We start from the raw sequence: 25,989 nt of genomic DNA on the forward strand, positions 1-25,989 counted from the left end.
GCTCAAGCGCGCAGACGGGGCGTATCGGGTTTGCCGCTGTCGCGCTCGTCGAGGGCATCCAGCGCCCGCCGGTCGGCGACCGGCAGGGCCATTTTCTTCGCCCTCGCCTTGAGTTGCTTGGACAGTTCTTTCAGCGGTGCGCCGCCCGCATCGGCCTGGCTGGCGGCTTTCGCCAGCTTGCCCAGCTCACGGGGGCTCATCACGCAGCCGTCTTCCAGCAGCGCCGCGGCGGCCTTCAGGTCGGCCTTGCGGTTTCTGAAGCGGCGCGCGACCCGCTTGGCTTCGATGACTGCGTAATGCGGCCGCAGCACCGGCGAGTCGAGGGCACACTGGATCGCCTTGATGCCCTCGGTGAGGTGATCGCCGCCGATGGCCAGCACCAGATGCGCATCGGGCGTCGCCAGGATCTGGTGCGCCGCCTCCGCATGCCGGGCATCGACCGCGGCGGTCACCATCACGGTGGCGCTGCCGGCCACGCGGGCGACCATGCCTTCCACGTCCCAGTGCACCTCGACCTGGATTTCATGCACGCCCGAAGTGCCGAACAGGGCGCCCTCGGCGCCGCGCAGCAGGGTCATGGAGTCTTCGATCCGCTCGCCCGGCTGCAACAGGTTGAAGGCGTGATCCTCCAGGCAATGCACCACGGTGCGGAACGAGCGGGCCGTACCGGCCGGATCGATCACGCTGCCGCTGACGAACTCGCCTTTCAGGCTGAGGTTGGCCGGGACGCGGATCGCCCGGTCGCCACGGTTCACCAGGGCGATATCCACCCGCACCGGCGCGCCCAGCGGCAGCTCGGCGAGCAGCGGTTTCACTTCCAGTGCCAGGCCTTCCACGTCGATTTCCAGGTCGGTGGGGGTGATCAGCGGCGTGTTCATCGAGGCGCCGCTGAAAGCCACCGAGCCGGGACGCACGAAGGGATCGGGGTAGTGGCGCAATTGCTTGAGGTTGTCCGGGTGGAACGACCACTGGATGTTGCTGGGAAATGGCGTACCGGGAGTGCCGGCGGCGGCGATCACGTCACTGGTGCACATGAAGCCGAGGTCGGCGAAGTTGTGGTACAGGCCCATGGCATGGCCGATCTCATGCACGGCGGTGCGGAAGTAGGGCGCGTCGGCGGTGCCGAAGCGTTGGCCGCTGACCGTGCCCCAGCCGGCATCGATGATCCAGTGCGAGGCGATGCCGATGCCTTCGCGCGGCACGTTGTTGGAGTCGGTGCCGCCGTTGTCGTACATGATCCCGCGCGGGGTCGAGTCGATGTTCTTCACCGCCAGCACGTGGTAGCGCCATTCCGCATCGAGGTTGGCGGCCGCGCGGCGGGCAAGCATGGAGGCGTGCATCTCGGTATTGGACCAGGAGGCGCCGCTGGCTTCGGCGACATCGACGTCGCTGAGGTGCAGGTTCACTTGCCAGCCGACTTCGTCCATCACCGTCTGCCAGGTGTGGCCGACGCCGCTGGCGAGCGGCCGCTCCGAGCCGCTCACGGTGTCGATCTCGACCGTGCAGCGGCGGTAGTAGGTGGACAGCCAGCCCATGGTCAGGCGGCCGACGACCGTGTTGGACGCATTCCTGACATCGCCTTCGGCGTAGTCGGCAGGGGACGGGTAGCCCGCCGGACCGCTCATGCGCACCATCTGCGCGGTCAGCGTGGTTTCGTTCACCCAAGTGTTCGGCGCCGTGAAGCGCCACAGCTCGAAGCCGAGGGTGAAGGTATTGCCGAAGTAGAAGTACTCCGGCAGGGCGGTCACCCGCACGTAATAGCGGTAGCGCGAGCGTGCCAGGATCGGGATGCCGTTGGCCGGGTTAGGACCGCCCAGGAGGATGGGCTTCCACGACAGTTCGGGCACTAGCGTCGGCTTGCCCGGTTGGGCGGGCAGGGGCGCGCTGAGGTTGAGCGGCAGGTAGATCACGGGCCGTTGGTAGAGGTCGCCGCTGACGGTACGGCCGCCGCTATGGCTTTCCACCCGCAGGGTACCGTCGTAGGACACCAGCGGCGCACCCGTGGGCTTGTAGTTCAGCAACCAGCAGCCGGCGCGCAGGGAATGGATCGGGGGAAACACGATCGATCCCAGCGACGCGGTCGCGATCGATGGGTCCAGCGCCGCGGTGGGCGCATCGGCGCGGGTCGGCGAGGTCAGCAGATCGGGGAGGGGCGGGAACGTCGTGGTTCGGGAATGGCTGGACATCGTTGAACACTCCTATTCAACAAGAGGGCCTACCTGCCCGTAATGCCAACCACCACGACGCGAGCGAACTGCATGAACCGGTACGGCCCCCCTGGGTTGAGGGATCCCTTTCGGTTGATGTCATGCTCAATGCGCATGGCGTGGAAAAGTATGGAAGCGTCCCGGTGAAAGTCAAAACGCCACGACGGCGAGGCGCCGAACGGTAGGGCAGTGTTCGTGTGCCTTTGCAGAGCCCGACGTCCTCGACGGCTGCCTTTATATGAGGAAGCCCCACCGATGATTGTCGGTGGGGCCTTTTTTCGCCCTCAAGTCTTTCCGGGTGATGCCGATAAGCCATACGAACCCGCCAAGTCCCGCGTCAAACACGGCCTCTGGCGGTAGTTGGAAAAAAATTGAGGGAAGGGCCCTAAAGGAATTTCCGCAAGGGCCGATACAAAGAACGAATGCGAACTCAACGGTTGCCTGAGCATTGCAGGCCAGAGTCGCAAGCCCAGGCAAACGAAGTAAGGTCCTACGGAGGACAACCATCATGGCTTTGACCGTCAACACTAACGTTGCATCGCTGAACACCCAGCGCAACCTGAACACCTCTTCCAAGGCTCTGGATGTGTCCCTGCAGCGCCTGTCCACCGGTTCGCGCATCAACAGCGCCAAGGACGACGCCGCCGGCCTGCAAATCGCCAACCGCCTGACCAGCCAGGTCAACGGCCTGAACATCGCCGTCAAGAACTCCAACGACGGCATCTCCATGGCCCAGACCGCTGAAGGTGCCCTGCAGCAGTCCACCTCCATCCTGCAGCGTATGCGCGATCTGGCCCTGCAATCGGCCAACGGCTCCAACAGCTCCGAAGAACGCAAGGCACTGAACTCCGAAGTGACCGAGCTGAAGAAGGAACTGGACCGTATCGCCAACACCACCTCCTTCGGTGGCAAGAAACTGCTCGACGGTACCTTCGGCACCACCACCTTCCAGGTCGGTAGCGCCGCGAACGAAACCATCAGCGTCAAGATCGACGAGATGAGCACCGAATCGATGGAGGCTACCTTCTCCTCCGGCAGCATCGCCGCGAGCGACGTTGCTGCGGGTGCGGCCAACGCATCGGGTGCCATCGCCATCTCCGTGACCATGGCCAACGGCACTGCCAAGACCTTCAGCGCCACCTTCGCCAGCGGCGCCACCCAGGCCGAGCAGGTCCAGGCCCTGGCCACCGTGATCAACGACGCCAACATCGGCATCGGTGCCTTCGTCAACGACTCCGGCGACATCGATCTGGTGACCGCTCTGGGTTCGGGCAGCTCTGCCGGTGAGATCGAGAGCTTCTCCTTCGGTTCCGGTGCTTCCGTGGCCGATGCCGAGACCGCTGCGACCACCACCGCTGTCAGCCTGGCCGACGTCACCGACGACAACCTGGTTGCCGACGTGGACATCACCGACGTCATCGGTTCGCAGAAGGCGGTGATCATCATCGACCAGGCGATCCAGAAGATCGATGCGCAGCGCGCCGACCTCGGTGCGGTCCAGAACCGCTTCGAGAACACCATCGGCAACCTGCAGAACATCGGTGAGAACGTGTCGGCCGCACGCAGCCGGATTCAGGACACCGACTTCGCTGCCGAAACTGCTAATCTGACCAAGAACCAGATTCTGCAGCAGGCCGGTACCTCGATCCTGGCCCAGGCCAACCAGCTGCCGCAAGCAGTGCTCAGCCTGCTGGGCTAATCGGCAAAACGGCGCCAACCGATGGGAGGAAGGGGGTAACCCTTCCTCCCATTGCCTCGTTGTGAGGGGAAAAAGATGGACATCAGCTCGATAAACGATTGGTCTGTGCCGCGCAGCACCCAGCCCACCGTCTCCAGCAGCGCTCGGGAAGCGGCCTCCAAGCCAGCCGAGCCGACCGCCGCCGCCAGCGCCGAGGCCTCCGAGGCCGAGCGCTCCAGCAACGTCGCCGCCGGTGTGAGCCGCGACCAACTGGAAGAAGCGGTGAGCAGCATCCAGGAGTTCGTGCAGTCGGTCCGACGCGATATCAATTTCTCCCTCGACGATGGCAGCGGCCGTATCGTCGTCAAGGTCACCGACGCCGCATCCGGCGACGTGATCCGACAGATTCCTTCCGAAGAGGCGCTCAAGCTCGCGGAAAGCCTTTCGGAAATGCGCAGCCTGTTGTTCAAGACCCAGGTCTGAATCGGCACGCTTCTTGATTGGTTTGGCCTATTGCGACGGGTAACCGTCGACTCTTTGACGAGGCACAGGATATGGCTGGCATCACGGGTTTGGGTTCTGGAATCGATATCGACTCCATCGTTTCTGCGCTGACGGCGGCCGAGAAGGCGCCGAAGGAAGCGCAGCTCAAGCGTCTCGAATCTCAGACGACCGCCAAGATCTCCGCCCTGGGGACGCTCAAGAGTGCGGTCAGCGACTTCCAGAGCGCCATCAAGGGGCTGAACGATCTCAGCCTGTTCGATACCCGCAAGGCAACCTCTTCCGATACCGCGCGACTCACCGCGACGGTCGGCAAGACCGCCCTTGCCGGTAAATACAGCATCGAAGTCACCCAACTGGCGTCGGCGAGCAAGATCGCATCCGGCGCAGTGAGCGGCGACTCCACCTCTACGTTCGCCGCTGGCGGTACCCTGACCATCGGCCGCGGCAGCTCCAGTTTCGACGTGAACATCGCCGATGGCGCCAGCCTCAAGGACGTTCGCGACGCGATCAACACGCAGCTCAAGGACCAGGGCATCAGCGCCAACATCGTCACCGATCCGGTGGCCAACACCTCCCGGCTGGTGCTGTCGTCGAACAAGACCGGTGCCGGCAACGACCTGACCATGAGCGTTGCCGACGCGGGTAGCGATCTCCAGTCCCTGGTCACCAACATGCCGGCGGCGTTGAGCACCGCAGCCAACGCCAAGTTCAAGATCGACGGCCTGGAGATCGAAAGCGAGAAGAACTCCGTCAGCGGTGTCATCGAGGGCGTGACCCTCGATCTGCTGCAAGCGGAGACCGGCAAGACCGTCACCCTGACCGTCGGCGAAAATACTTCGGCGGTGAAGGAAAACCTGAAGAAATTCGTCGACGCCTACAACAAGCTGATGTCCACCACCAAGACGCTGACCAGCGTGGTGTCGGTGGGCGAAGGCAAGGAGCCGGTCACCGGCAACCTGGTCGGCGACGCCACGGTGCGCAGCCTGGTCAGCGGCGTGCGCAGCGAGTTGACCAATCCCATGGGGAGCGGCGACCTGCGTGTGCTGGCCGATCTCGGCATCACCACGCAGAAGGACGGCACGCTGAAGATCGACGACACCAAGCTCGGCGAAGTGCTGGACAGCAACTATGACGCGGTCGGCAGCTTCCTTACCGGCGACAATGGCCTGATGGCCCGTCTGAACAAAAAGGTCGATGGTTATACCAAGACCGGCGGCGTGCTGGAGCAGCGGGTCAGTGGGCTGCAGCAGACGCTGAATAGCGTCGACGACCAGAAGGCTGACCTGGAGCTCCGCATCGCCAAGATTCAGGAGCGCCTCTACACGCAATACAACGCGATGGATTCCCTGGTCGGCCAGTTGAAGCGGACCAGCGACTGGATGTCCGGTGCGTTCTCCAATCTCCCCGGCGTCGTCAAGAAGAGCAGCTGACCATGAGTTCTATCGATACCTACAAGCAGGTCAAGACCAGCCTCGAAGTGTCTCCTTACCAGGCGGTGCAGATGCTCCTGGCCGGCGCCTTGGAGCGCATCTCCCTGGCACGCCTCGCTCAGGCGCAAGGCAATCGCGAGACGCGCGGCGTGGCGGTCGGTTCCACCATCAGCATCCTCGGCGTGCTCCAGGCGAGCCTGGACAAGCAGCTCGGCGGCCAGATCGCCGAGAACCTCGACGCACTGTACGACTACATGACCCGGCGCCTGGCCGGCGTCGCCCTTGAGGACACGCCACGCAGTCTCGACGAGGTGGAAGCGCTGTTGTTGGAAATCAAGGAGGCATGGGATGCCATCGGCGAGCATGAAGAGGTCAAGGCGACGAATTTGCCTTCGGGGGCATAAAGTTTTTCCGCCGTTCACCGATACCTTAGGTATCAACTGAACAGGTGGATCGACCCATGAATGCAATGGCAGCCCTCAGGCAATACCAGACGGTGAATACCCAGGTCCAGGTGTTGGATGCCAGCCCGCATCGCCTCATCCAGATGCTCTTCGAAGGCGGCCTTGCCCGCCTGGCGCAAGCCAAGGGGGCTCTGGAGCGCGGGCAGACCTCGCTCAAGGGCGAACTGCTCGGCAAGGCCATCGCCATCATCGGCGGCCTGCGGGAAGGTCTGGATCACCAGAAGGGCGGCGAGATCGCGGCCAATCTGGACAGCCTTTACGAATACATGGTCTCCCGACTGGTCGAGGCCAACGTGAACAACGACGTGGCGCTGGTCGACGAAGTGGCGGGCCTGCTGCGGGAAGTCAAGACGGGCTGGGACGGCATTGCGCCCTGAGTACCGGATCGACGACGAGGAGAACACCATGAATCCAGCTTTTCAGCGCCTCGAAACAACCGGTTCGGCTCTGCGCGACGCGCTGTCGCGGCAGGACTGGACAGCCATCGGCGAACTCGATCAGCAGTGCCGCCTGGCCGTGGAAGAGGCGATGGACGCCGAAACCAGCGACGAGAATCTGTTGCGCAGCCGCATGCAGGAGTTGCTGTCGCTCTACCGTGAACTGATCGCCGTATGCAGTCGCGAGCAGCAGCGTCTGGCCGGCGAGCTGATCCAGCTCAACCAGTCGGCCCAGCGCGCCAAGGTCTACCAACTCTTCGGTTGACCCTCCCCCAGAGCCCATCGGCTCCCTCTTCGTGTCTCATGCCTCATGAATTGCACCCCAGCCAGGGGGTGCAATCCGGCAGAAAAACCATTAATTTCACGCCATAAAATTGACACGCTTCAAATTTTTGACTTAAATTAGTGGCTAAATGATGGCGCTTTCGTGCTTTTGACGCGAGTGTAGTCACCCCTCTGCCTCCTCCGGAAAAAGAACCTGACAGATGTGGCGTGAAACCCGAATCCTGCTGGTCGACGATAACAACGAGCGCCGCCGCGATCTGGCGGTCATCCTGAACTTCCTGGGCGAGGAGCATCTGGCCTGCGGCAGCGCCGACTGGCGGGCTGCGGTCGAATCGCTGGATGCCAGCCGCGACGTGCTGAGCGTCCTGCTCGGTTCTGTCGAGTCGAAGGGAGGTGCGCTGGAGCTGATCAAACAACTGGGCAGCTGGGACGAATACCTGCCACTGGTGCTGATCGGCGAATCGGCGTCGCCGGAGTGGCCGGAAGACGTGCGCCGTCGCGTACTCGCCAGCCTGGAAATGCCACCCAGCTACAACAAGCTGCTCGATTCCCTGCACCGGGCCCAGGTTTACCGCGAGATGTACGACCAAGCCCGCGAACGCGGCCGTCAACGCGAACCGAACCTGTTCCGCAGCCTGGTGGGTACCAGCCGCGCTATCCAACACGTGCGGCAGATGATGCAGCAGGTCGCCGATACCGAGGCCAGCGTGCTGATCCTCGGTGAGTCCGGGACCGGCAAGGAAGTGGTGGCGCGCAACCTGCATTACCACTCCAAGCGCCGCGAGGCGCCCTTCGTGCCGGTGAACTGCGGTGCGATTCCGGCCGAGTTGCTGGAAAGCGAACTGTTCGGCCACGAGAAGGGCGCCTTTACCGGTGCTATCACCAGTCGCGCCGGGCGTTTCGAACTGGCCAACGGCGGTACGCTGTTCCTCGACGAGATCGGCGATATGCCGTTGCCGATGCAGGTGAAGCTGCTGCGCGTGCTGCAGGAGCGGACCTTCGAACGGGTCGGCAGCAACAAGACGCAGACGGTGGACGTGCGCATCATCGCGGCCACCCACAAGAACCTGGAGAAGATGATCGAGCAGGGGACCTTCCGCGAAGACCTCTACTACCGTCTCAATGTCTTCCCCATCGAGATGGCGCCGTTGCGCGAGCGGGTGGAGGATATCCCCCTGCTGATGAACGAGCTGATCTCGCGCATGGAGCATGAGAAGCGTGGCTCCATCCGCTTCAACTCGGCCGCCATCATGTCGCTCTGCCGTCACGACTGGCCGGGCAACGTGCGTGAGCTGGCGAACCTGGTGGAGCGCATGGCGATCATGCATCCCTACGGGGTGATCGGCGTGTCCGAGCTGCCGAAGAAATTCCGTCACGTGGATGACGAGGACGAACAATTGGCGGCCAGCCTCCGTGAGGAGCTGGAAGAGCGTGCGGCGATCAACGCCGGCCTGCCGGGCATGTCGTCGCCGGCGATGCTGCCGCCCGAGGGACTGGACCTCAAGGATTACCTCGGCAACCTGGAACAGGGGCTGATCCAGCAGGCCTTGGACGATGCCGGCGGCATCGTCGCCCGTGCCGCCGAACGCTTGCGCATCCGTCGCACCACCCTGGTGGAAAAGATGCGCAAGTACGGCATGAGCCGTCGCGACGACGATGATCAGCCGGAGGATTGACGCGTATTTCCGGCGCGTATGTGTAAGTCTTTGAAAATAAAGCGCTAATTTTTAGGCACGGGTATTGCTAAGTCTCTTTCGACCTGACCGTCCACTGACGGTCCGACGTGCGAGAGAGACTCATGAACCCAGCCGCCCGCCCGCAAAACCCCGCCGCAACGGAACAGGCCATCGCCCTTGAGGATGCTGGCCGTGCCGGCTTGGAACAGACCCTGGCGCTGTTCAATCAGATGTCTTCCCAGCTCAACGAGTCCTACGGTTTGCTGGAGGCGCGCGTCAATGAATTGAAGGGGCAACTGGCATTGGTCAGTGCCCAGCGCATGCAGGAACTGGCGGAAAAAGAACGCCTGGCCATGCGTCTGCAAAGTCTGCTCGATCTGCTGCCCGGCGGGGTCATCGTGATCGACGGCCAGGGCGTGGTCCGCGAGGCCAACCCGGTGGCGCGCAATCTGCTCGGCCAGCCCCTGGTGGGCCTGCTCTGGCGCCACGTCATCGCCCGCTGCTTCGCTCCACGCAAGGACGATGGCCATGAGATTTCCCTGAAGGACGGGCGCCGTCTGTCCATCGCCACCCGCTCGCTGCAGGGCGAGCCGGGGCAATTGGTGCTGCTCACCGACCTGACGGAAACCCGTCGTCTGCAGGACCAACTGGCCCGCCACGAGCGCCTGTCCTCCCTGGGACGCATGGTGGCATCCCTGGCTCATCAGATTCGCACACCGCTGACCGCTGCCCTGCTGTATGCCAGCCACTTGGCCGAGCAGGTGTTGCCGACCGAACAGCAGCAGCGTTTCGCCGGACGCCTGAAGGAGCGTCTGCACGAGCTGGAGCATCAGGTGCGCGACATGCTGATCTTCGCCCGCGGCGACCTGCCGCTGCCGGATCGCCTGGCGCCTACCGAGCTGTTCGCGGCGCTGCGTTCCGCCGCGGAGTCTCACGTGCAGGGCATGCAGGTTCGCTGGCAATGCGACGCCCGCGAGGGCGAGCTGCTGTGCAACCGCGACACCCTGGTCGGCACCGTGGTCAATCTGATCGAAAACGCTATCCAGGCCGGTGGCAGCGACACCGGTTTGAAGGTCCACCTCTACGCCCGGGGCGACACCCTGCGCCTGTGCGTCAGCGACAACGGTCCCGGCATCGACGCCGCAACCCTGGCGCGCCTGGGCGAACCCTTCTTCACCACCAAGACCACCGGCACCGGCCTCGGCCTGGCGGTGGTCAAGGCCGTGGCCCGTGCCCACCAGGGCGAGCTGCGCCTGCTTTCGCGCGTCGGTCGCGGGACCTGCGCCATCCTTCAGTTGCCGCTGATTCCGGCGGCCCAACCGGTCAATCGGGAGTGATCTTGCCCATGACAGCCAAAGTCCTGCTGGTCGAAGACGACCGTGCCCTGCGCGAAGCGCTGGGCGATACCCTGTCGCTCGGCGGACACGCGTTCCGCGCCGTCGAAAGCGCCGAAGAGGCGCTGGCGGTGCTGGCCCAAGAGCCGTTCGGCCTGGTGGTCAGCGACGTGAACATGCCGGGCATGGATGGCCATCAGTTGCTGGCGCTGATCCGCAACCGCTATCCGCAGTTGCCTGTGCTGCTGATGACCGCCTTCGGCGCCGTCGAGCGCGCGGTGGAAGCGATGCGCCAGGGGGCGGCGGATTACCTGGTCAAGCCGTTCGAGCCGAAGACCCTGCTCGAACTGGTCGCTCGCCATGCCTTGGGGCGCCTCGGTGCGTCCGAGAGCGAAGGGCCGGTGGCCGTCGAACCGGCCAGTCAACATTTGCTGCAACTGGCCGCGCGGGTGGCGCGCAGCGACTCCACCGTGCTGATCTCGGGCGAGTCCGGCACCGGTAAGGAAGTGCTGGCACGCTACATCCACCAGCAGTCCCCGCGTGCCGGCAAACCGTTCATCGCGATCAACTGCGCGGCGATCCCGGACAACATGCTGGAGGCCACGCTGTTCGGTCACGAAAAGGGCGCCTTCACCGGTGCTATCGCCGCCCAGCCGGGCAAGTTCGAGCTGGCCGACGGCGGCACCATCCTGCTCGACGAAATCTCCGAAATGCCTCTGGGTCTGCAAGCCAAGCTGCTGCGGGTACTGCAGGAGCGCGAGGTGGAGCGGGTCGGTGCGCGTAGGCCGATCACCTTGGACATTCGCGTGTTGGCCACCACCAACCGCGACCTAGCCGGCGAAGTGGCGGCCGGACGTTTCCGCGAAGACCTCTACTATCGCCTGTCGGTATTCCCGCTGGCCTGGCGCGCCTTACGCGAGCGGCCCGCCGACATTCTGCCGCTGGCCGAGCGCCTGCTGGCCAAGCACGTCAAAAAAATGAACCAGGGCCCGGTGAGCCTGTCCGCCGAAGCGCGGGCCTGCCTAGTCAGTCATGCCTGGCCGGGTAACGTGCGCGAATTGGACAACGCCATCCAGCGCGCCCTGATCCTCCAGCAGGGCGGGGTGATCCAACCCGAGGACCTCTGCCTGACCGCCCCGATCGGCCTTGCCCCGCTGGCTGCCGTGCCGACGGTGGCGCCAATGCCGGTCGCCGCCGTGGCGATGCCGCCGCTGGTGGAGGCCCCGGCCGCTGAGGTGGCCGGTCCGCTCGGTGAAGACCTGCGCCGCCGCGAGTTCCAGATGATCATCGATACCCTGCGCTCCGAGCGCGGCCGCCGCAAGGAAGCCGCCGAACGCCTTGGCATCAGCCCACGTACCCTGCGTTACAAGCTCGCCCAGATGCGCGACGCCGGCATGGACGTCGAAGCCTACCTTTTCGCCAGCTAAAGCTGGCAGCTCTCAGCGGCAAGCAGCAAGCGGCAAGAAGGCTGCAAAAGAAAGCGAGAGCCCACCGGATTCCCGGGCGGGCTCTCGCTTGTAGCTGACCGCTTGCAGCTTGCCGCTCCAACATTGGCACCCTAGTTGCAATCACCCTGTGCAAAGGCTGCGTAGCGTCAAAAAACCGCAGCCGACGGAGGGTACGAAATGAGCCAGGGTGTCGAATTCAATCGCCTGATGTTGGAAATGCGCTCCATGCAGATGGAGGCCATGGCCCGTGCGAAGCCGGTGACGGCGACGCCGGAGCCGGGTGCGCCGAGCTTTTCGGACATGCTCGGTCAGGCGGTGAATAAGGTGAATGACACCCAGCAGGCCGCCAATCAGATGGCGACCGCCTTCGAAATGGGGCAGAGCGGGGTCGACCTCGCCGACGTGATGATCGCCTCGCAGAAGGCCAGCGTTTCCTTCCAGGCCATGACCCAGGTGCGTAACAAGCTGGTTCAGGCGTATCAAGACATCATGCAGATGCCGGTTTAAGGCGAGGTTGAGCAATGGCTGAAGCAGTCGCGAATAACGTGATCGTCAAGGGCGGAGCCGAAGAGCCGAAGAAGCCGTTGTTCGGCCTGGCTTTTCTGGAAAACCTGTCCGATATGTCGATGCTGCGGCAGATTGGCCTGCTGGTCGGCCTGGCCGCTAGCGTGGCGATCGGTTTCGCCGTGGTGCTCTGGTCGCAGCAGCCGGACTACCGTCCGCTGTACGGCAGCCTGAACGGGATGGATGCCAACCAGGTGGTGGAAATCCTCACCGCGTCCGACATCCCCTACAAGATCGAACCCAACTCCGGCGCCCTGCTGGTCAAGTCCGACGACCTCGCCCGTGCCCGCCTGAAGCTGGCCGGCGCCGGTGTGGCGCCCAGCGATAACACCGTCGGCTTCGAGATTCTCGACAAGGAGCAGGGGCTCGGCACCAGCCAGTTCATGGAAGCCACCCGCTACCGTCGCGGCCTGGAAGGCGAACTGGCGCGCACCGTTTCCAGCCTGAACAACGTCAAGGCGGCCCGCGTGCACCTGGCCATTCCGAAAAGCTCGGTGTTCGTCCGCGACGAGCGCAAGCCCAGCGCATCGGTACTGGTTGAGCTGTATCCGGGGCGTACCCTGGAGGCGAGCCAGGTGATGGCGATCATCAACCTGGTCGCCACCAGCGTGCCGGAATTGGATAAATCGCAGATCACCGTGGTCGACCAGAAAGGCAACCTGCTGTCCGACCAGCAGGAAATGTCCGAGCTGACCGTGGCCGGCAAGCAGTTCGACTACAGCCGCCGCATGGAAAGCTTGTTCACCCAGCGCGTGCACAACATTCTGCAACCGGTGCTGGGCATGGGTCGCTACAAGGCCGAGGTGTCCGCCGACGTCGATTTCAGTGCGGTGGAGTCCACCTCGGAGATGTTCAACCCGGACCAGCCGGCGCTGCGCAGCGAGCAGTCGGTCAACGAACAGCGCCAGAGCAGCCTGCCGCCGCAGGGCGTGCCGGGTGCGCTGAGCAACCAGCCGCCGGGCCCGGCCAGTGCCCCGGAGCAGGCCACCCAGGCGGCGGCCCCGGCCGGCCCGGTAGCCCCTGGCCAGCCGTTGCTGGACGCCAATGGCCAGCAGATCATGGACCCGGCGACCGGCCAGCCGATGCTGGCGCCCTATCCGGCGGACAAGCGCGAGCAGGCCACCCGTAACTACGAGCTGGACCGCTCCATCAGCTACACCAAGCAGCAGCAGGGCCGCCTGCGCCGTCTGTCGGTGGCCGTGGTGGTGGACGACCAGGTGAAGATCGACCCGGCCAGCGGCGAGCTTACCCGCGCGCCGTGGTCCGCCGACGATCTGGCGCGCTTCACCCGCCTGGTGCAGGACGCGGTGGGCTACGACGCCACCCGTGGCGACAGCGTCAGCGTGATTAACGCGCCGTTCGCGGCGGAAAGCGGCGAGGAGATCATCGAAGTCCCGTTCTACTCGCAGCCTTGGTTCTGGGATATCGTCAAACAGGTGCTCGGAGTCCTGTTCATTCTGGTGCTGGTCTTCGGCGTGCTGCGCCCGGTGCTGAACAACATCACCGGCGGCGGCAAGGGCAAAGACCTCGCTACCCGCGACGGCGACGTCGAACTGGGTGAGATGGGTGGCCTGGAAGGCGAATTGTCGGAAGACCGGGTCAGCCTGGGGGGGCCGCAAAGCATCCTGCTGCCCAGTCCCACGGAGGGGTATGATGCTCAACTGAACGCCATCAAGAGTCTGGTGGCCGAAGATCCGGGCCGTGTGGCCCAGGTCGTGAAAGAGTGGATCAATGCCGATGAGTGAGAATCGCCTCCCCGCCAAGCTGACCAAAGTCGACAAGGCCGCCATCCTCCTGCTGTCCCTCGGTGAGACCGACGCCGCGCAAGTGCTGCGTCATCTCGGCCCGAAGGAGGTGCAGAAGGTCGGCGTGGCCATGGCGCAGATGCGCAACATCCAGCGTGCGCAGATCGAACAGGTGATGGGCGAGTTCGTCGAGATCGTCGGCGACCAGACCAGCCTGGGCATGGGTTCGGACAGCTACATCCGCAAGATGCTGACCCAGGCGCTCGGCGAAGACAAAGCCGGCAACCTGATCGACCGTATCCTGCTCGGTGGCAGCACCAGCGGCCTGGACAGCCTGAAATGGATGGAGCCGCGCGCCGTGGCCGATGTGATCCGCTACGAGCACCCGCAGATCCAGGCCATCGTGGTCGCCTATCTGGACCCGGACCAGGCTGGCGAAGTGCTCAGCCACTTCGACCACAAGGTGCGCCTGGACATCATCCTGCGCGTGTCTTCGCTGAACACCGTGCAGCCGGCCGCGCTGAAGGAGCTCAACCAGATTCTCGAGAAGCAATTCTCCGGCAGCGCCAACACCACTCGCGCCAACCTGGGCGGCGTGAAGCGCGCGGCGGACATCATGAACTACCTCGACAGCTCGGTCGAAGGCCAGCTGATGGACTCGATCCGCGAAGTGGACGAAGACCTGTCGAGCCAGATCGAAGACCTGATGTTCGTCTTCGACAACCTGGCGGACGTCGACGACCGCGGTATCCAGGCGCTGCTGCGCGAAGTGTCCTCGGACGTGCTGGTGCTGGCCCTGAAAGGCGCCGACGAGGCGATCAAGGAGAAGGTGTTCAAGAACATGTCCAAGCGTGCTGCCGAGCTGCTGCGCGACGACCTCGAAGCCAAGGGGCCGGTCCGTGTCAGCGACGTGGAAGCGGCGCAGAAGGAAATTCTCACCATCGCCCGTCGCATGGCCGAGGCCGGGGAAATCGTGCTCGGCGGCAAGGGCGGCGAAGAGATGATCTAAATGGCGAAAGAAGCCCCCAGCGAACTGATCCGCGCCAAGGACGTCAACGCTTTCGACCGCTGGTCGTTGCCGAGCTTCGACCCGCAGGGCGAGGCGGTGGCCGAAGAGGAGCCCGCCGCCCTGCTGGAATCGCCCATCGAAGAAGCGACGGCGGAGCGGGCAGCGGAAGACGTACCGCCGGAGGCCGTCAAACCGCTGACGTTGGATGAGCTGGAAGCGATTCGCCAGGATGCCTACAACGAAGGCTTCGCCACCGGCGAGAAGGACGGTTTCCGTTCGGGCCAATTGAAGGCCAAGCAGGAAAGCGACGCGGCGCTGGCGACGCGGCTGGCGGCCCTGGAAAAGCTGATGGAGCAGTTGTTCGAGCCCATCGCCGACCAGGACACTCAGGTGGAAAAGGCGCTGGTCACCCTGGTCAATCACATCACCCGTCAGGTCATCCAGCGCGAACTGGCCACCGATTCGAGCCAGATCCGCCAGGTCCTGCGCGAAGCGCTCAAGCTGCTGCCGATGGGCGCCAGCAACGTGCGCATCCACATCAACCCGCAGGATTTCGAGATGGTCAAGGCGCTGCGCGAGCGTCACGAAGAGAGCTGGCGCATCCTCGAAGACGACTCGCTGCTGCCGGGCGGCTGCCGGGTCGAGAGCGAGCACAGCCTGATCGACGCCAGCGTCGAGACTCGCATGGCCCAGGCGCTCAAGCAGCTCTTCGAGCAGCAGCGGGAAAACGCCACCAACCCACCGGAAGCCGATCTGCATCTGGACCTGAACCATGCGCCTTGATCGCATCAGCTTCGCCAGGCGACTGGCGAGCTACAGCGACGCCATCCAGCTTCCCAGTCAGCCGGTGGTCGAAGGCCGCCTGCTGCGCATGGTCGGCCTGACCCTGGAAGCGGAAGGGCTGCGCGCCAGCATCGGCAGCCGCTGCCTGGTGATCAACGACGACAGTTACCACCCGGTGCAGGTCGAGGCCGAGGTAATGGGTTTTTCCAGCGGCAAGATCTACCTGATGCCGGTCGGCAGCCTGGCCGGTATCGCTCCCGGTGCGCGGGTGGTTCCGCTGCCGGACACCGGCCGCCTGCCGATGGGCATGAGCATGCTCGGCCGGGTGCTGGATGGCGCCGGCCGGGCCCTGGACGGCAAGGGCGGGATGAAAGCGGAAGACTGGGTGCCGATGGACGGCCCGGCGATCAACCCGCTCAAGCGCCATCCCATCAGCGAGCCGCTGGATGTCGGCATCCGCTGCATCAATGGCCTGCTCACCGTGGGGCGCGGGCAGCGTCTCGGCCTGTTCGCCGGCACCGGCGTGGGCAAGAGCGTGTTGCTGGGCATGATGACCCGCTTCACCGAGGCGGACATCATCGTGGTCGGCCTGATCGGCGAGCGCGGTCGCGAGGTGAAGGAATTCATCGAAGACATCCTTGGCGAGGAAGGTCTCAAGCGCTCGGTGGTGGTGGCATCGCCAGCCGACGACGCGCCGCTGATGCGCCTGCGCGCGGCCATGTACTGCACACGTATCGCCGAATATTTCCGCGACAAAGGCAAGAACGTCCTGCTGCTGATGGATTCCCTCACCCGTTTCGCCCAAGCCCAGCGCGAGATCGCCCTGGCCATTGGCGAGCCGCCGGCGACCAAGGGCTACCCGCCGTCGGTGTTCGCCAAGCTGCCGAAGCTGGTGGAGCGGGCCGGCAACGCGGAGAAGGGCGGTGGTTCCATCACCGCGTTCTACACCGTGCTCTCCGAAGGCGACGACCAGCAGGACCCAATCGCCGACTCCGCGCGCGGCGTGCTCGACGGCCACTTCGTGCTGTCGCGCCGGCTGGCGGAGGAGGGGCACTACCCGGCCATCGACATCGAGGCGTCCATCAGCCGGGTCATGCCCCAGGTAGTCAGCCCCGAGCACCTGCGCGAGGCCCAGCGCTTCAAGCAGCTCTGGTCGCGCTACCAGCAGAGCCGCGACCTGATCAGCGTCGGTGCCTACGTGCCGGGTGGCGATCCGGAAACCGACCTGGCCATCGCCCGCCAGCCGCAGATGGTCCAGTTCCTCCGCCAGGGGCTGCGCGAAAGCGAAAGCCTGCCGCAGAGCGCCAATCAGTTGGCGGCGATCTTCAACCCGGGCGCGGCGGGGCGCTAAGCCGTGACGAAAAGCCGCGCCGCGCGCCTGGCGCCGGTGGTCGAGATGGCCGAAAAGGCCGAGCGCGAAGCCGCCCGTCAGCTCGGGCACTGCCAGGGCCTGCTGAGCCAGGCGGAGGTGAAGCTGGGTGAGCTGGAGCGTTATCGCGGCGACTACCAGCAGCAATGGATCACCGAGGGCCGCCAGGGTGTCTCCGGGCAGTGGCTGATGAACTACCAGCGCTTCCTTTCCCAACTGGAAACCGCCATCGGCCAGCAAAGCCGCAGCGTGGACTGGCACCGGGCCAACCTGGAAAAGGCCCGCGAGCAATGGCAACAGCGCTACGCCCGCCTGGAGGGGCTGCGCAAGCTGGTGCAGCGCTACATGGACGAGGCGCGCCTGGCCGAAGACAAGCGCGAGCAGCGGCTGCTCGACGAACTGGCCCAGCGCCTGCCGAACGGCGAGCGGCACTGATCGCTGGCGATGCCCGGGTGAATTCCCGCAGGGGCAAATTCATTCGTCCAATGGCCCCACCGTAACCCGGATGCTGGCCTTTTGTAGGAGCGAGCTTGCTCGCGAATGGGGGCACACAAAGGCTTCGCCAGCTGGCTCCTACGAATCAATGCAGGAGGGACGTCGAGCCCGTAGACGAAGCCTCCGGCAATCCCGTGTGGGGTCGGTCGATTTGCCCAATGCCTGAGGCGGTGCTACATCTTCCAGCACGCGCAAACGCTTTCGGATCAAGGAGTGCCAGATGGCCATTACCTCGCAGCCCTCGGCTGACGGGCAAGAACTGACCATTCAAGTCCAGGGACGCTTCGACTTCGGTGCACATCAGGAATTTCGCAATGCCTACGAACGGGTGAACGTCACGCCCAGGCGCTATGTGGTGGACCTCAAGGACGCCACCTACCTGGACAGCTCGGCCCTCGGCATGCTGCTCCTGTTGCGCGACCATGCCGGTGGGGACGACGCGCAGATTCGTCTGGTCAACTGCAACCCCGACGTTCGCAAGATCCTCGCCATTTCCAACTTCGAACAATTGTTCCAGATTGCCTGAGCCGAGGCCGGCCATGCCCCAGCGTCTGTCCATCCTGATCGCAGAGGACAGCGCTGCCGATCGCATGCTGCTGTCCACCATCGTCAGCCGCCAGGGGCACCGGGTGCTGACGGCGGCGAACGGCATGGAAGCGGTGGCCCTGTTCCAGCAGGAGCATCCGCGCATGGTCCTGATGGATGCGCTGATGCCGGTCATGGACGGCTTCGAGGCGGCGCGGCGGATCAAACAGCTCGCCGGCGACGAGCTGGTGCCGATCATTTTCCTCACCTCCCTCAGCGAAAACGACGCCCTGGTCCGCTGCCTGGAGGCGGGCGGAGACGATTTCCTCTCCAAGCCCTACAACGGGGTGATCCTCGATGCCAAGATCAAGGCCATGGATCGCCTGCGCCGCTTGCAGGACACCGTGCTCAAGCAGCGCGACCTGATTGCCCGGCACAACGAGCATCTGATGACCGAGCAGCGGGTGGCCAAGGCGGTGTTCGACAAGGTGGCGCACTCCGGTTGCCTCAGTGCGCCAAATATCCGTTACCTGCAGTCGCCATTCGCCCTGTTCAACGGCGACCTGCTGCTGGCGGCGTTCAAGCCGTCCGGCGGCATGCATATCCTGCTCGGCGATTTCACCGGCCACGGGTTGCCGGCGGCAATCGGCGCCATGCCGCTGGCCGAGGTGTTCTATGGCATGACCGCCAAGGGCTATTCGCTGGTGGACATCCTGCGTGAGATGAACGCCAAGCTGAAACGCATCCTGCCGGTCGGCGTGTTCTGCTGCGCCACACTGCTCAACCTCAGCTTCCAGCGTCGGGTCGTGGAGGTTTGGAACGGCGGCTTGCCCGATGGCTACATCCGCCGTGCCGGCAGCCAGGAGCGTACCGCCCTGGTCTCCCGTCACCTGCCGCTGGGCGTGCTGGACCCGGAAGCCTTCGACGACAAGTACGAAATCTATCCGCTGGAGCTGGGGGACCGGATCTTCCTGCTGTCGGACGGCGTACTGGAAACGCGTAACCGCGCCGATGAGTTGTTCGGCGAGGCGCGGCTGCAGGCCGTGTTCGATGCCAATCGCGAACCGGGACGGCTGTTCGACGAGATTCAGCAGGCGCTGACTGCCTTCCGCGGAGAGGCGCAGGACGACATCAGCCTGGTCGAGGTCAGCCTGGTCGAGGACAGTACTCTTGTCCGTCCGCCACTGGCCTTCGCCAACAGCGCCCAGGGCAGTCCGCTGGACTGGTCGGCCAGTTTCGAGTTCCGTGCCGAGACCCTCAAGCACTTCAACCCCTTGCCGTTCCTGCTGCAACTGCTGCTGGAGGTCCGCGGGCTGCGCCTGCAGGCCGGCGCGCTCTACACCGTCCTGGCCGAGTTGTACTCCAACGCTCTCGAGCATGGCGTGCTTGGCCTGGATTCGTCGCTCAAGCGCGATGCCGAGGGTTTCGCGCAGTACTACCGCGAGCGCACGAAGCGGCTGGCCGGGTTGCAGGACGGCTATGTGCGCTTCCACTTGGATCTGATCCAGGAGATCGGCGGCGGCCGCCTGATCGTGCGGGTCGAGGATAGCGGCGAGGGGTTCGACGTCAGCCGCGTGCTCAACCAGCAGCAGGTCGCCGGCTGCTTGTCGGGGCGCGGTCTGGCACTGGTTCGCCGGTTGGCCGAGCGGTGTACCTGGCTTTCCGACGGGCGGGGCGTGAGCGTGGAGTTTTCCTGGGCGGCTCAGGCATAATCGCGCCCTCGGGTTCAGGGAGTGACAGGTGTCCGATCTACATATCGACAGCGCGGTTCTGGCTGCCTTGCAAGGTGTCATGGAAGACGAGTACCCCGTGCTGCTCGAGACTTTCCTGACCGATTCCGAAGAACGCCTGCGCCTCATCCAGCAGGCCCAGCTGGCCGCCGACGCGCAAGGCGTGCGTCTCGCCGCACACAGTTTCAAGGGCAGTTGCAGCAATATGGGTGCGCCGCTCTTGGCCGCCTTGTGCAAGGACCTGGAAGAAACCGCGCGGCGCGAGCAACTCGACGAGACGCCGGCCCTGATCGAACAGATCGAGCGCGAGTTCGCCATCGTCCGCATCCTCTTTCGGGCCGAGCGCCAGCGCTACCTGACGCGCTGATTCCTCCTCCTTCGTTCGAAGTTGGCCCAGGCCTTGCTATTTCCCTGGCACGACCAACCCCGAACGGAGACTGTTCCATGTCCGTCGCCCCCGATCTGTTGCTCAAGGCCGCGCCCGAGGTGAAGCCCAAGGCGGCGCCTGCGAAAGCGCCGGAGCCCCGCAAGAATGAGGCTTCCAGCTTTGCCCAGGTGTACGCCAAGGAGCGCCAGGCCAAGTCCGCCGAACGCAGCGAGAAGCCGGAAAAGCCGGAAAGACCGGCTGCGGCCAAGCCCGCCGACGCCGGCGAAGCGGAGAAAACCGACGAGGCCTCTGCCGCCGAGTCGACAGTGGTTGCCGATAGCGGCAATTCCTTGCCGACCGATCCCGCGCAGGAAGACCCGACCCTCGACCCCATGCTGTTGATGGCAATGGCCGGCCAGGTGCCGCCCGAAGAGGGCGAACTGACCGTCGGCCTGGACAGCGAAGGCGAGGAGGGCGACGAGACCGGCGAAGACCTGACACTGATGCTGCCCGCGCTGAACAGCGCCGCTCCGGCGAGTATGACCCCGGCCAGTCACGATCCGCAGCTCGATGCGCTGAACAGCGCGAAGGGTGTGAATCTGGCCCTGGACATGCACGGCAAGGGACAGGCCGCCAAGCCGGACAGCACGCCGACGCTTGCCCTCGATTCCGCGGGCAAGGGTGAGCCGAACCTTGCCGACGCCATGGCCGCCTTCGCCGAGCAGCAGGCGCAGGGTGGCGAGGGCGAAGGCGAGGGGGATGCCGCGCTGCTGTTGCCCGAGCCGACGCTCGAGCGGACGGAGAGCCCGGCCGAGGCGCGTGCCGACAGCTTTGCCAGCAAGCTCAGCGCCCTGAGCCAGGCGATTTCCCAGCAGACCGGCCAGGCGCAACGCGTACCGCTGGTGCCGGGGCAACCGGTGGCCATGCAGCAGGGCGGCTGGAGCGAGGCCGTGGTGGACCGGGTGATGTGGCTGTCCAGCCAGAACCTCAAGTCCGCCGAGATCCAGCTCGATCCGGCCGAACTGGGCCGCATGGAAGTACGCATCGAGATGAACCGGGACCAGACCCAGGTCACCTTCGCCAGCCCCAACGCCGGCGTTCGCGAGGCGCTGGAAAGTCAGGTGCATCGCTTGCGCGAGCTGTTCTCCCAGCAGGGCATGAACCAGCTCGATGTGAATGTCTCCGATCAGTCGCTGGCGCGTGGCTGGCAGGGGCAGGGCGACGGTGGCCAGGGCCGTGGCGGCAGCCGCAGCCATGGCAACGCGCTGGGAGACCTCGATGACGAGCGTCCGCTGGCGGTCGGCGAGATGCGCAGCAATATCGCCAGTCAGGGACGGGGCCTGGTGGACTATTACGCCTGACCCGCCGCTCGCGCGACGCGATCCGCTAGACTGAAGCATGACTTCGCCCGACCGGCACCAGGCGGTCGGGCGAAGTCGTTATGGGTGACATCAGCTTGCCACCCTGGTATATCCGCTGCGCGCCGGTTGCCGCTTCGTCCGGCGCTGGCATAACACTTGCCTCATACCCCTCGAAAGCGGATCGGATTCGAAAACGTGACGGATTTTTGGCATGGCTAAGAAAGAAGCCCCGCAAACCCCGCCGCCCGCCGGCGACGCACCGGCTGGCAAAGGCAAGCTCAAGCTCATCATCATCGTGGTCGTGGCCTTGCTACTGGCCGTGGGAGCATCCGTGGGCGGGACCTGGTTCTTTCTCAGCCGCGGCGACAAACCGAAGGAAGAAGCCCATGCCGCTGCCGAAAGCGCCGCGCCCGTCAAGCAGCCGGCGATCTACGAGCAACTGGCCCCGGCTTTCGTGGTCAATTTCAACCATAAGGGTCGCCAGCGCTACATGCAGGTGAGCGTGGCCCTGATGGCGCGCGACCAGGCGGCGCTCGATGCGCTCAAGGTCCACATGCCGGTGCTGCGCAATCGCCTGGTGATGCTGTTTTCCAGCCAGGACTTCGAGGCGATGTTGACCCCGGTCGGCAAGGAAATGCTCCGCCAGCAGGCCACGGCGAGCGTCCAGGAGCTGGCGGAGAAAGAGACGGGTAAACTGACCGTCGAGCAAGTGCTGTTCACCAACTTCGTTCTCCAGTAGGAACCGCGATGGCCGTACAAGACCTGCTGTCCCAGGATGAAATCGACGCCCTGCTGCACGGCGTCGACGATGGCCTGGTCGAGACCGAGAGCGCTGCCGAACCGGGCAGCGTCAAGAGCTATGACCTGACCAGCCAGGATCGGATCGTGCGTGGACGCATGCCGACCCTGGAGATGATCAACGAGCGTTTCGCCCGCTATACCCGCATCAGCATGTTCAACCTGCTGCGCCGCTCGGCCGACGTGGCGGTGGGCGGGGTGCAGGTGATGAAGTTCGGCGAGTACGTGCATTCCCTCTACGTACCGACCAGCCTGAACCTGGTGAAGATGAAGCCGCTGCGTGGCACCGCGCTATTCATCCTCGACGCCAAGCTGGTATTCAAGCTGGTGGACAACTTCTTCGGCGGCGACGGCCGCCACGCCAAGATCGAGGGGCGCGAATTCACCCCCACCGAGCTACGGGTGGTGCGCATGGTGCTCGACCAGGCCTTCGTCGACCTCAAGGAAGCCTGGCACGCGGTGCTCGACGTCAACTTCGAGTACATCAACTCCGAGGTGAACCCCGCGCTGGCGAACATCGTCAGCCCCAGCGAAGTGGTGGTGGTTTCCACCTTCCACATCGAGCTGGATGGCGGCGGCGGCGACCTGCACATCACCATGCCCTATTCGATGATCGAGCCGATCCGCGAGATGCTCGATGCCGGTTTCCAGTCCGACGTCGACGATCAGGACGAGCGCTGGATCAAGGCCCTGCGCGAAGACATCCTCGACGTCAGCGTACCGCTGGGCGCCACGGTGGTTCGCCGCCAGTTGCGCCTGCGCGACATCCTGCACATGCAGCCGGGCGACGTGATCCCGGTGGAAATGCCGGAAAACATCATCATGCGCGCCAATGGCGTACCGGCTTTCAAGGTCAAACTGGGTGCGCACAAGGGCAACCTGGCGTTGCAGATTCTCGATCCGGTCGAGCGGCAGCGCTGAGCCCACCCTTCATCCACTTTTCCGAGCCAGCCGAGGACAACGATGGCAGACGACAACGAACACACTTCCCCGGAAGAACAGGCGCTCGCCGACGAGTGGGCGGCAGCGCTGGCCGAGGCCGGCGACGCCAGCCAGGACGACATCGACGCCATGCTGTCGCAGGGCGGCGTCAGCGCGCCGGTGCCTTCGCCGCGTGCGCCGATGGAGGAATTCGGCAGCGCACCCAAGGCGAATGGCCCGGTGAGCCTCGAAGGGCCGAACCTGGACGTGATCCTGGACATCCCGGTCTCGATCTCCATGGAGGTCGGCAACACCGACATCACCATCCGCAACCTGCTGCAACTGAACCAGGGCTCGGTGATCGAGCTGGACCGCCTGGCCGGCGAGCCGCTGGACGTGCTAGTCAACGGCACCCTCATCGCCCATGGCGAGGTGGTGGTGGTCAACGAGAAGTTCGGTATCCGGCTGACCGACGTCATCAGCCCCAGCGAACGCATCAAGAAGCTGCGCTGATCATGTTCAGACTCCTTTTCCTGTTCCTCGTACTGCCGTTGGGCGCACTGGCCGCCGAGCCGGCGGCGCAGGCCGCGGCTCCGGTCGCCGCCAATGGCGGCGTCGGTGGGCAACTGGCACAACTGCTGCTCGGCCTGTTGCTAGTGGTCGGCCTGATCTTCCTGCTCGGCTGGCTGCTGCGCCGGGTACAGCGGATCGGCCCGCGCGGCGGCCAGGTCATCAAGCTGCTGGCCAGCCAGCCGCTGGGCGCGCGTGAGCGTCTGCTGCTGGTCCAGGTGGGCAGCGAGCAGATTCTCCTGGGCCTGACGCCCGGGCGCATCAGCACCCTGCATGTCTTGAGCGAGCCGGTGCACCTGCCGGACGCGGAGCCGGCCACGCCGGAGTTCGCCCAGCGCCTGATGGAACTGCTGGGCAAGGATCAGAAGGACAAGACCTGATGCTGCGCATCCTCCTGGCCCTACTCTTTGTGGTAGCGGCCCCGCTGGCCTTCGGCCAGGAAGGCGGGCCGCTGTTCGGCCAGGGCGACAACCCGCTCTCGGTGCCGGCTATCACCCTGTCGACCAACCCGGAAGGGCAGCAGGAATACTCGGTCAGCCTGCAAATCCTGCTGATCATGACGGCGCTGAGCTTTATCCCGGCGTTCGTCATGCTGATGACCAGCTTCACCCGTATCATCATCGTCTTTTCCATCCTGCGTCAGGCCCTGGGGCTACAGCAGACGCCGTCCAACCAGATCCTGATCGGCCTGGCCCTGTTCCTCACCCTGTTCGTCATGGCGCCGGTGTTCGAGCGGATCAACCGCGAGGCCCTGCAGCCGTACCTGAACCAGCAATTGCCGGCCCAGCAGGCGATCGCCCGGGCCGAGGTACCGCTGAAGGAATTCATGCTGGCGCAGACCCGTTCCTCCGACCTGGAGTTGTTCGTGCGCCTGTCTAAGCGCACCGACATCATCAGTGCCGACCAGGCGCCTCTGACCATCCTGGTCCCGGCGTTCGTCACCTCGGAGCTGAAAACCGCGTTCCAGATCGGCTTCATGATCTTCATCCCGTTCCTGATCATCGACCTGGTGGTGTCCAGCGTGCTGATGGCGATGGGTATGATGATGCTGTCGCCGCTGATCATTTCCCTGCCGTTCAAGATCATGCTGTTCGTCCTGGTGGACGGCTGGGCGCTGATTATCGGTACCCTGGCCGGCAGCTTCGGCACCCTTTAGGACACGAAGCGGGAGGTGTAGGCGTATGACCCCGGAAGTGGCGATAGACCTGTTTCGCGAGGCGCTCTGGCTGACTGCCCTGATCGTCGGCGTGCTGGTGGTGCCGAGCCTGCTGGTGGGCCTGCTGGTAGCGATGTTCCAGGCGGCGACGCAGATCAACGAGCAGACCCTGAGCTTCCTGCCGCGCCTGCTGGTGATCATGCTCACCCTGATCTGGGCCGGTCCCTGGCTGACCCGTCAGTTGATCGAGTACACCCAGACCCTGATCCAGAACATTCCCCAGTTGATCGGTTGACCGGCATGCGCGCGTTCCTGCCAATCGATACCCGCCTGCCCATCCCGTCGGGGCGGTCATGTTCGAACTGAGCGCGGAGCAGATTGGCGGTTGGGTCAGCGCGTTCCTGCTGCCACTGTTTCGCATTGGCGCGTTGCTGATGACCATGCCGGTGGTGGGGACGCAACTGGTGCCCATGCGTATCCGCCTGTACCTGACCCTGGCCATCTGCGTGGTGCTGGTCCCGAACCTGCCGCCCATGCCCGAGGTGGATGCGCTCAGCCTGCGCGCGCTGCTGTTGATCGGCCATGAAATCCTCGTCGGTGCCATGTTCGGCTTCGTCCTGCAACTGTTCTTCCACGCCTTCATTGTCGCCGGGCAGATCCTGGCGATGCAGATGGGCCTGGGCTTCGCCTCCATGGTCGACCCCACCAACGGCATCTCGGTACCGGTGATCGGCCAGTTCTTCACCATGCTGGTAACCCTGCTGTTCCTCGCCATGAACGGCCATCTGGTGGTGTTCGAGGTATTGTCGGAAAGCTTCGTGACGCTGCCGCCGGGGGGCGGATTGCTGACCGACCAGCACTGGCTGATCGCCGGCAAGCTCGGCTGGGTGATCGGTGCCGGGTTGCTGCTGGTGCTGCCGGGCATCACCGCGCTGCTGGTGGTCAACCTGGCGTTCGGTGTGATGACCCGCGCTGCGCCGCAGCTGAACATCTTCTCCATCGGTTTTCCCATGACCCTGGTGCTCGGCATGGTCATCGTTTGGATCGGCATGGCCGATATCCTGGCGCAGTACCAGACCCTCGCCAGCGAAGCCCTGCAACTGCTGCGCGACGTGGCGCAGGCGAGGTGAACC

The 25,989-nt window shown here is 64.6% G+C and carries 27 protein-coding genes; 26 read left to right on the forward strand and 1 reads right to left on the reverse strand.

The features are described 5' to 3' along the window. Positions 1-2: 2 nt before the first annotated feature. The gene (locus BZL41_RS05540) at positions 3-2,186 is read right to left on the reverse strand and encodes a hypothetical protein (protein WP_174706133.1); all 2,184 of its coding nucleotides are present in this window, start codon (positions 2,184-2,186) and stop codon (positions 3-5) included. Between the two features lie 529 nt (positions 2,187-2,715). Here BZL41_RS05540 and BZL41_RS05545 point away from each other — a divergent pair. The 26 genes from BZL41_RS05545 (at position 2,716) to fliR (ending at position 25,986) form a co-directional block, all read left to right on the forward strand. Continuing rightward, on the forward strand, positions 2,716-3,906 hold the full coding sequence (locus tag BZL41_RS05545; protein ID WP_095598370.1) for a flagellin: 1,191 nt from the start codon (positions 2,716-2,718) through the stop codon (positions 3,904-3,906). 75 nt (positions 3,907-3,981) lie between these two features. Continuing rightward, positions 3,982-4,368: a flagellar protein FlaG gene (locus BZL41_RS05550; protein ID WP_095598371.1), complete on the forward strand. Its 387-nt coding sequence runs from the start codon at positions 3,982-3,984 to the stop codon at positions 4,366-4,368. A 71-nt stretch (positions 4,369-4,439) separates the two neighbouring features. Further along, a complete protein-coding gene (fliD, locus tag BZL41_RS05555) occupies positions 4,440-5,819 on the forward strand; it encodes a flagellar filament capping protein FliD (RefSeq protein ID WP_095598372.1) in 1,380 nt (459 codons plus the stop codon). A gap of 2 nt (positions 5,820-5,821) precedes the next feature. Further along, on the forward strand, positions 5,822-6,223 hold the full coding sequence (gene fliS / locus BZL41_RS05560) for a flagellar export chaperone FliS (RefSeq protein ID WP_095598373.1): 402 nt from the start codon (positions 5,822-5,824) through the stop codon (positions 6,221-6,223). Positions 6,224-6,279: 56 nt separating this feature from the next. Continuing rightward, positions 6,280-6,660, forward strand: coding sequence for a flagellar export chaperone FliS (fliS, locus tag BZL41_RS05565; protein ID WP_095598374.1), 381 nt, complete (start codon positions 6,280-6,282; stop codon positions 6,658-6,660). A gap of 28 nt (positions 6,661-6,688) precedes the next feature. After that, on the forward strand, positions 6,689-6,985 hold the full coding sequence (locus BZL41_RS05570; protein ID WP_084336211.1) for a flagellar protein FliT: 297 nt from the start codon (positions 6,689-6,691) through the stop codon (positions 6,983-6,985). Between the two features lie 220 nt (positions 6,986-7,205). After that, positions 7,206-8,681: a sigma-54 dependent transcriptional regulator gene (locus BZL41_RS05575; RefSeq protein ID WP_095598375.1), complete on the forward strand. Its 1,476-nt coding sequence runs from the start codon at positions 7,206-7,208 to the stop codon at positions 8,679-8,681. Between the two features lie 122 nt (positions 8,682-8,803). Beyond that, positions 8,804-10,018 carry a PAS domain-containing sensor histidine kinase gene (locus tag BZL41_RS05580; protein WP_095598376.1) on the forward strand — a complete coding sequence of 405 codons (1,215 nt, stop codon included), beginning with the start codon at positions 8,804-8,806 and terminating at the stop codon, positions 10,016-10,018. A gap of 8 nt (positions 10,019-10,026) precedes the next feature. Next, entirely contained in the window at positions 10,027-11,442 is a 1,416-nt protein-coding gene (gene fleR, locus BZL41_RS05585) for a sigma-54-dependent response regulator transcription factor FleR (protein WP_095598377.1), read from the forward strand. Between the two features lie 198 nt (positions 11,443-11,640). Then, positions 11,641-11,970, forward strand: coding sequence for a flagellar hook-basal body complex protein FliE (gene fliE / locus BZL41_RS05590; protein WP_095598378.1), 330 nt, complete (start codon positions 11,641-11,643; stop codon positions 11,968-11,970). Between the two features lie 14 nt (positions 11,971-11,984). Then, positions 11,985-13,772: a flagellar basal-body MS-ring/collar protein FliF gene (gene fliF, locus BZL41_RS05595; RefSeq protein ID WP_095598379.1), complete on the forward strand. Its 1,788-nt coding sequence runs from the start codon at positions 11,985-11,987 to the stop codon at positions 13,770-13,772. After that, a complete protein-coding gene (gene fliG, locus BZL41_RS05600; protein WP_095598433.1) occupies positions 13,765-14,781 on the forward strand; it encodes a flagellar motor switch protein FliG in 1,017 nt (338 codons plus the stop codon). The genes fliF and fliG overlap by 8 nt, the downstream gene beginning before the upstream one ends. After that, the gene (gene fliH / locus BZL41_RS05605; RefSeq protein ID WP_095598380.1) at positions 14,782-15,564 is read left to right on the forward strand and encodes a flagellar assembly protein FliH; all 783 of its coding nucleotides are present in this window, start codon (positions 14,782-14,784) and stop codon (positions 15,562-15,564) included. Next, positions 15,554-16,915 (forward strand): flagellar protein export ATPase FliI, encoded by a 1,362-nt coding sequence (fliI, locus tag BZL41_RS05610; RefSeq protein ID WP_095598381.1) that lies wholly within the window; start codon positions 15,554-15,556, stop codon positions 16,913-16,915. Before fliH ends, fliI begins: the two co-directional genes overlap by 11 nt. A 3-nt stretch (positions 16,916-16,918) precedes the next feature. Then, a complete protein-coding gene (gene fliJ, locus BZL41_RS05615; RefSeq protein ID WP_095598382.1) occupies positions 16,919-17,368 on the forward strand; it encodes a flagellar export protein FliJ in 450 nt (149 codons plus the stop codon). A gap of 280 nt (positions 17,369-17,648) precedes the next feature. Next, positions 17,649-17,954, forward strand: coding sequence for an STAS domain-containing protein (locus BZL41_RS05620; RefSeq protein ID WP_095598383.1), 306 nt, complete (start codon positions 17,649-17,651; stop codon positions 17,952-17,954). A gap of 13 nt (positions 17,955-17,967) precedes the next feature. Continuing rightward, on the forward strand, positions 17,968-19,665 hold the full coding sequence (locus BZL41_RS05625) for a fused response regulator/phosphatase (RefSeq protein ID WP_095598384.1): 1,698 nt from the start codon (positions 17,968-17,970) through the stop codon (positions 19,663-19,665). 28 nt (positions 19,666-19,693) lie between these two features. Continuing rightward, on the forward strand, positions 19,694-20,050 hold the full coding sequence (locus BZL41_RS05630) for an Hpt domain-containing protein (RefSeq protein WP_095598385.1): 357 nt from the start codon (positions 19,694-19,696) through the stop codon (positions 20,048-20,050). A 77-nt stretch (positions 20,051-20,127) separates the two neighbouring features. Then, positions 20,128-21,411 (forward strand): flagellar hook-length control protein FliK, encoded by a 1,284-nt coding sequence (locus BZL41_RS05635; RefSeq protein WP_095598386.1) that lies wholly within the window; start codon positions 20,128-20,130, stop codon positions 21,409-21,411. 211 nt (positions 21,412-21,622) lie between these two features. After that, complete coding sequence (gene fliL, locus BZL41_RS05640) at positions 21,623-22,150, forward strand: flagellar basal body-associated protein FliL (RefSeq protein ID WP_095598387.1); 528 nt, start codon at positions 21,623-21,625, stop codon at positions 22,148-22,150. 8 nt (positions 22,151-22,158) lie between these two features. Then, positions 22,159-23,130, forward strand: a complete 972-nt coding sequence (gene fliM / locus BZL41_RS05645; RefSeq protein ID WP_095598388.1) for a flagellar motor switch protein FliM — start codon at positions 22,159-22,161, stop codon at positions 23,128-23,130. Between the two features lie 42 nt (positions 23,131-23,172). Then, positions 23,173-23,643, forward strand: coding sequence for a flagellar motor switch protein FliN (gene fliN / locus BZL41_RS05650; protein WP_084336196.1), 471 nt, complete (start codon positions 23,173-23,175; stop codon positions 23,641-23,643). 2 nt (positions 23,644-23,645) lie between these two features. Further along, entirely contained in the window at positions 23,646-24,080 is a 435-nt protein-coding gene (fliO, locus tag BZL41_RS05655) for a flagellar biosynthetic protein FliO (RefSeq protein WP_095598389.1), read from the forward strand. After that, on the forward strand, positions 24,080-24,856 hold the full coding sequence (gene fliP / locus BZL41_RS05660) for a flagellar type III secretion system pore protein FliP (RefSeq protein ID WP_095598390.1): 777 nt from the start codon (positions 24,080-24,082) through the stop codon (positions 24,854-24,856). Before fliO ends, fliP begins: the two co-directional genes overlap by 1 nt. Positions 24,857-24,881: 25 nt before the next feature. Beyond that, on the forward strand, positions 24,882-25,151 hold the full coding sequence (fliQ, locus tag BZL41_RS05665; RefSeq protein ID WP_084336193.1) for a flagellar biosynthesis protein FliQ: 270 nt from the start codon (positions 24,882-24,884) through the stop codon (positions 25,149-25,151). A 58-nt stretch (positions 25,152-25,209) separates the two neighbouring features. Continuing rightward, positions 25,210-25,986 carry a flagellar biosynthetic protein FliR gene (gene fliR / locus BZL41_RS05670; protein ID WP_095598391.1) on the forward strand — a complete coding sequence of 259 codons (777 nt, stop codon included), beginning with the start codon at positions 25,210-25,212 and terminating at the stop codon, positions 25,984-25,986. Positions 25,987-25,989 lie beyond the last annotated feature (3 nt).

The sequence above is a fragment of the Pseudomonas sp. PIC25 genome, from assembly GCF_002286785.1.
In the GTDB taxonomy this organism is placed as follows: domain Bacteria; phylum Pseudomonadota; class Gammaproteobacteria; order Pseudomonadales; family Pseudomonadaceae; genus Pseudomonas_M.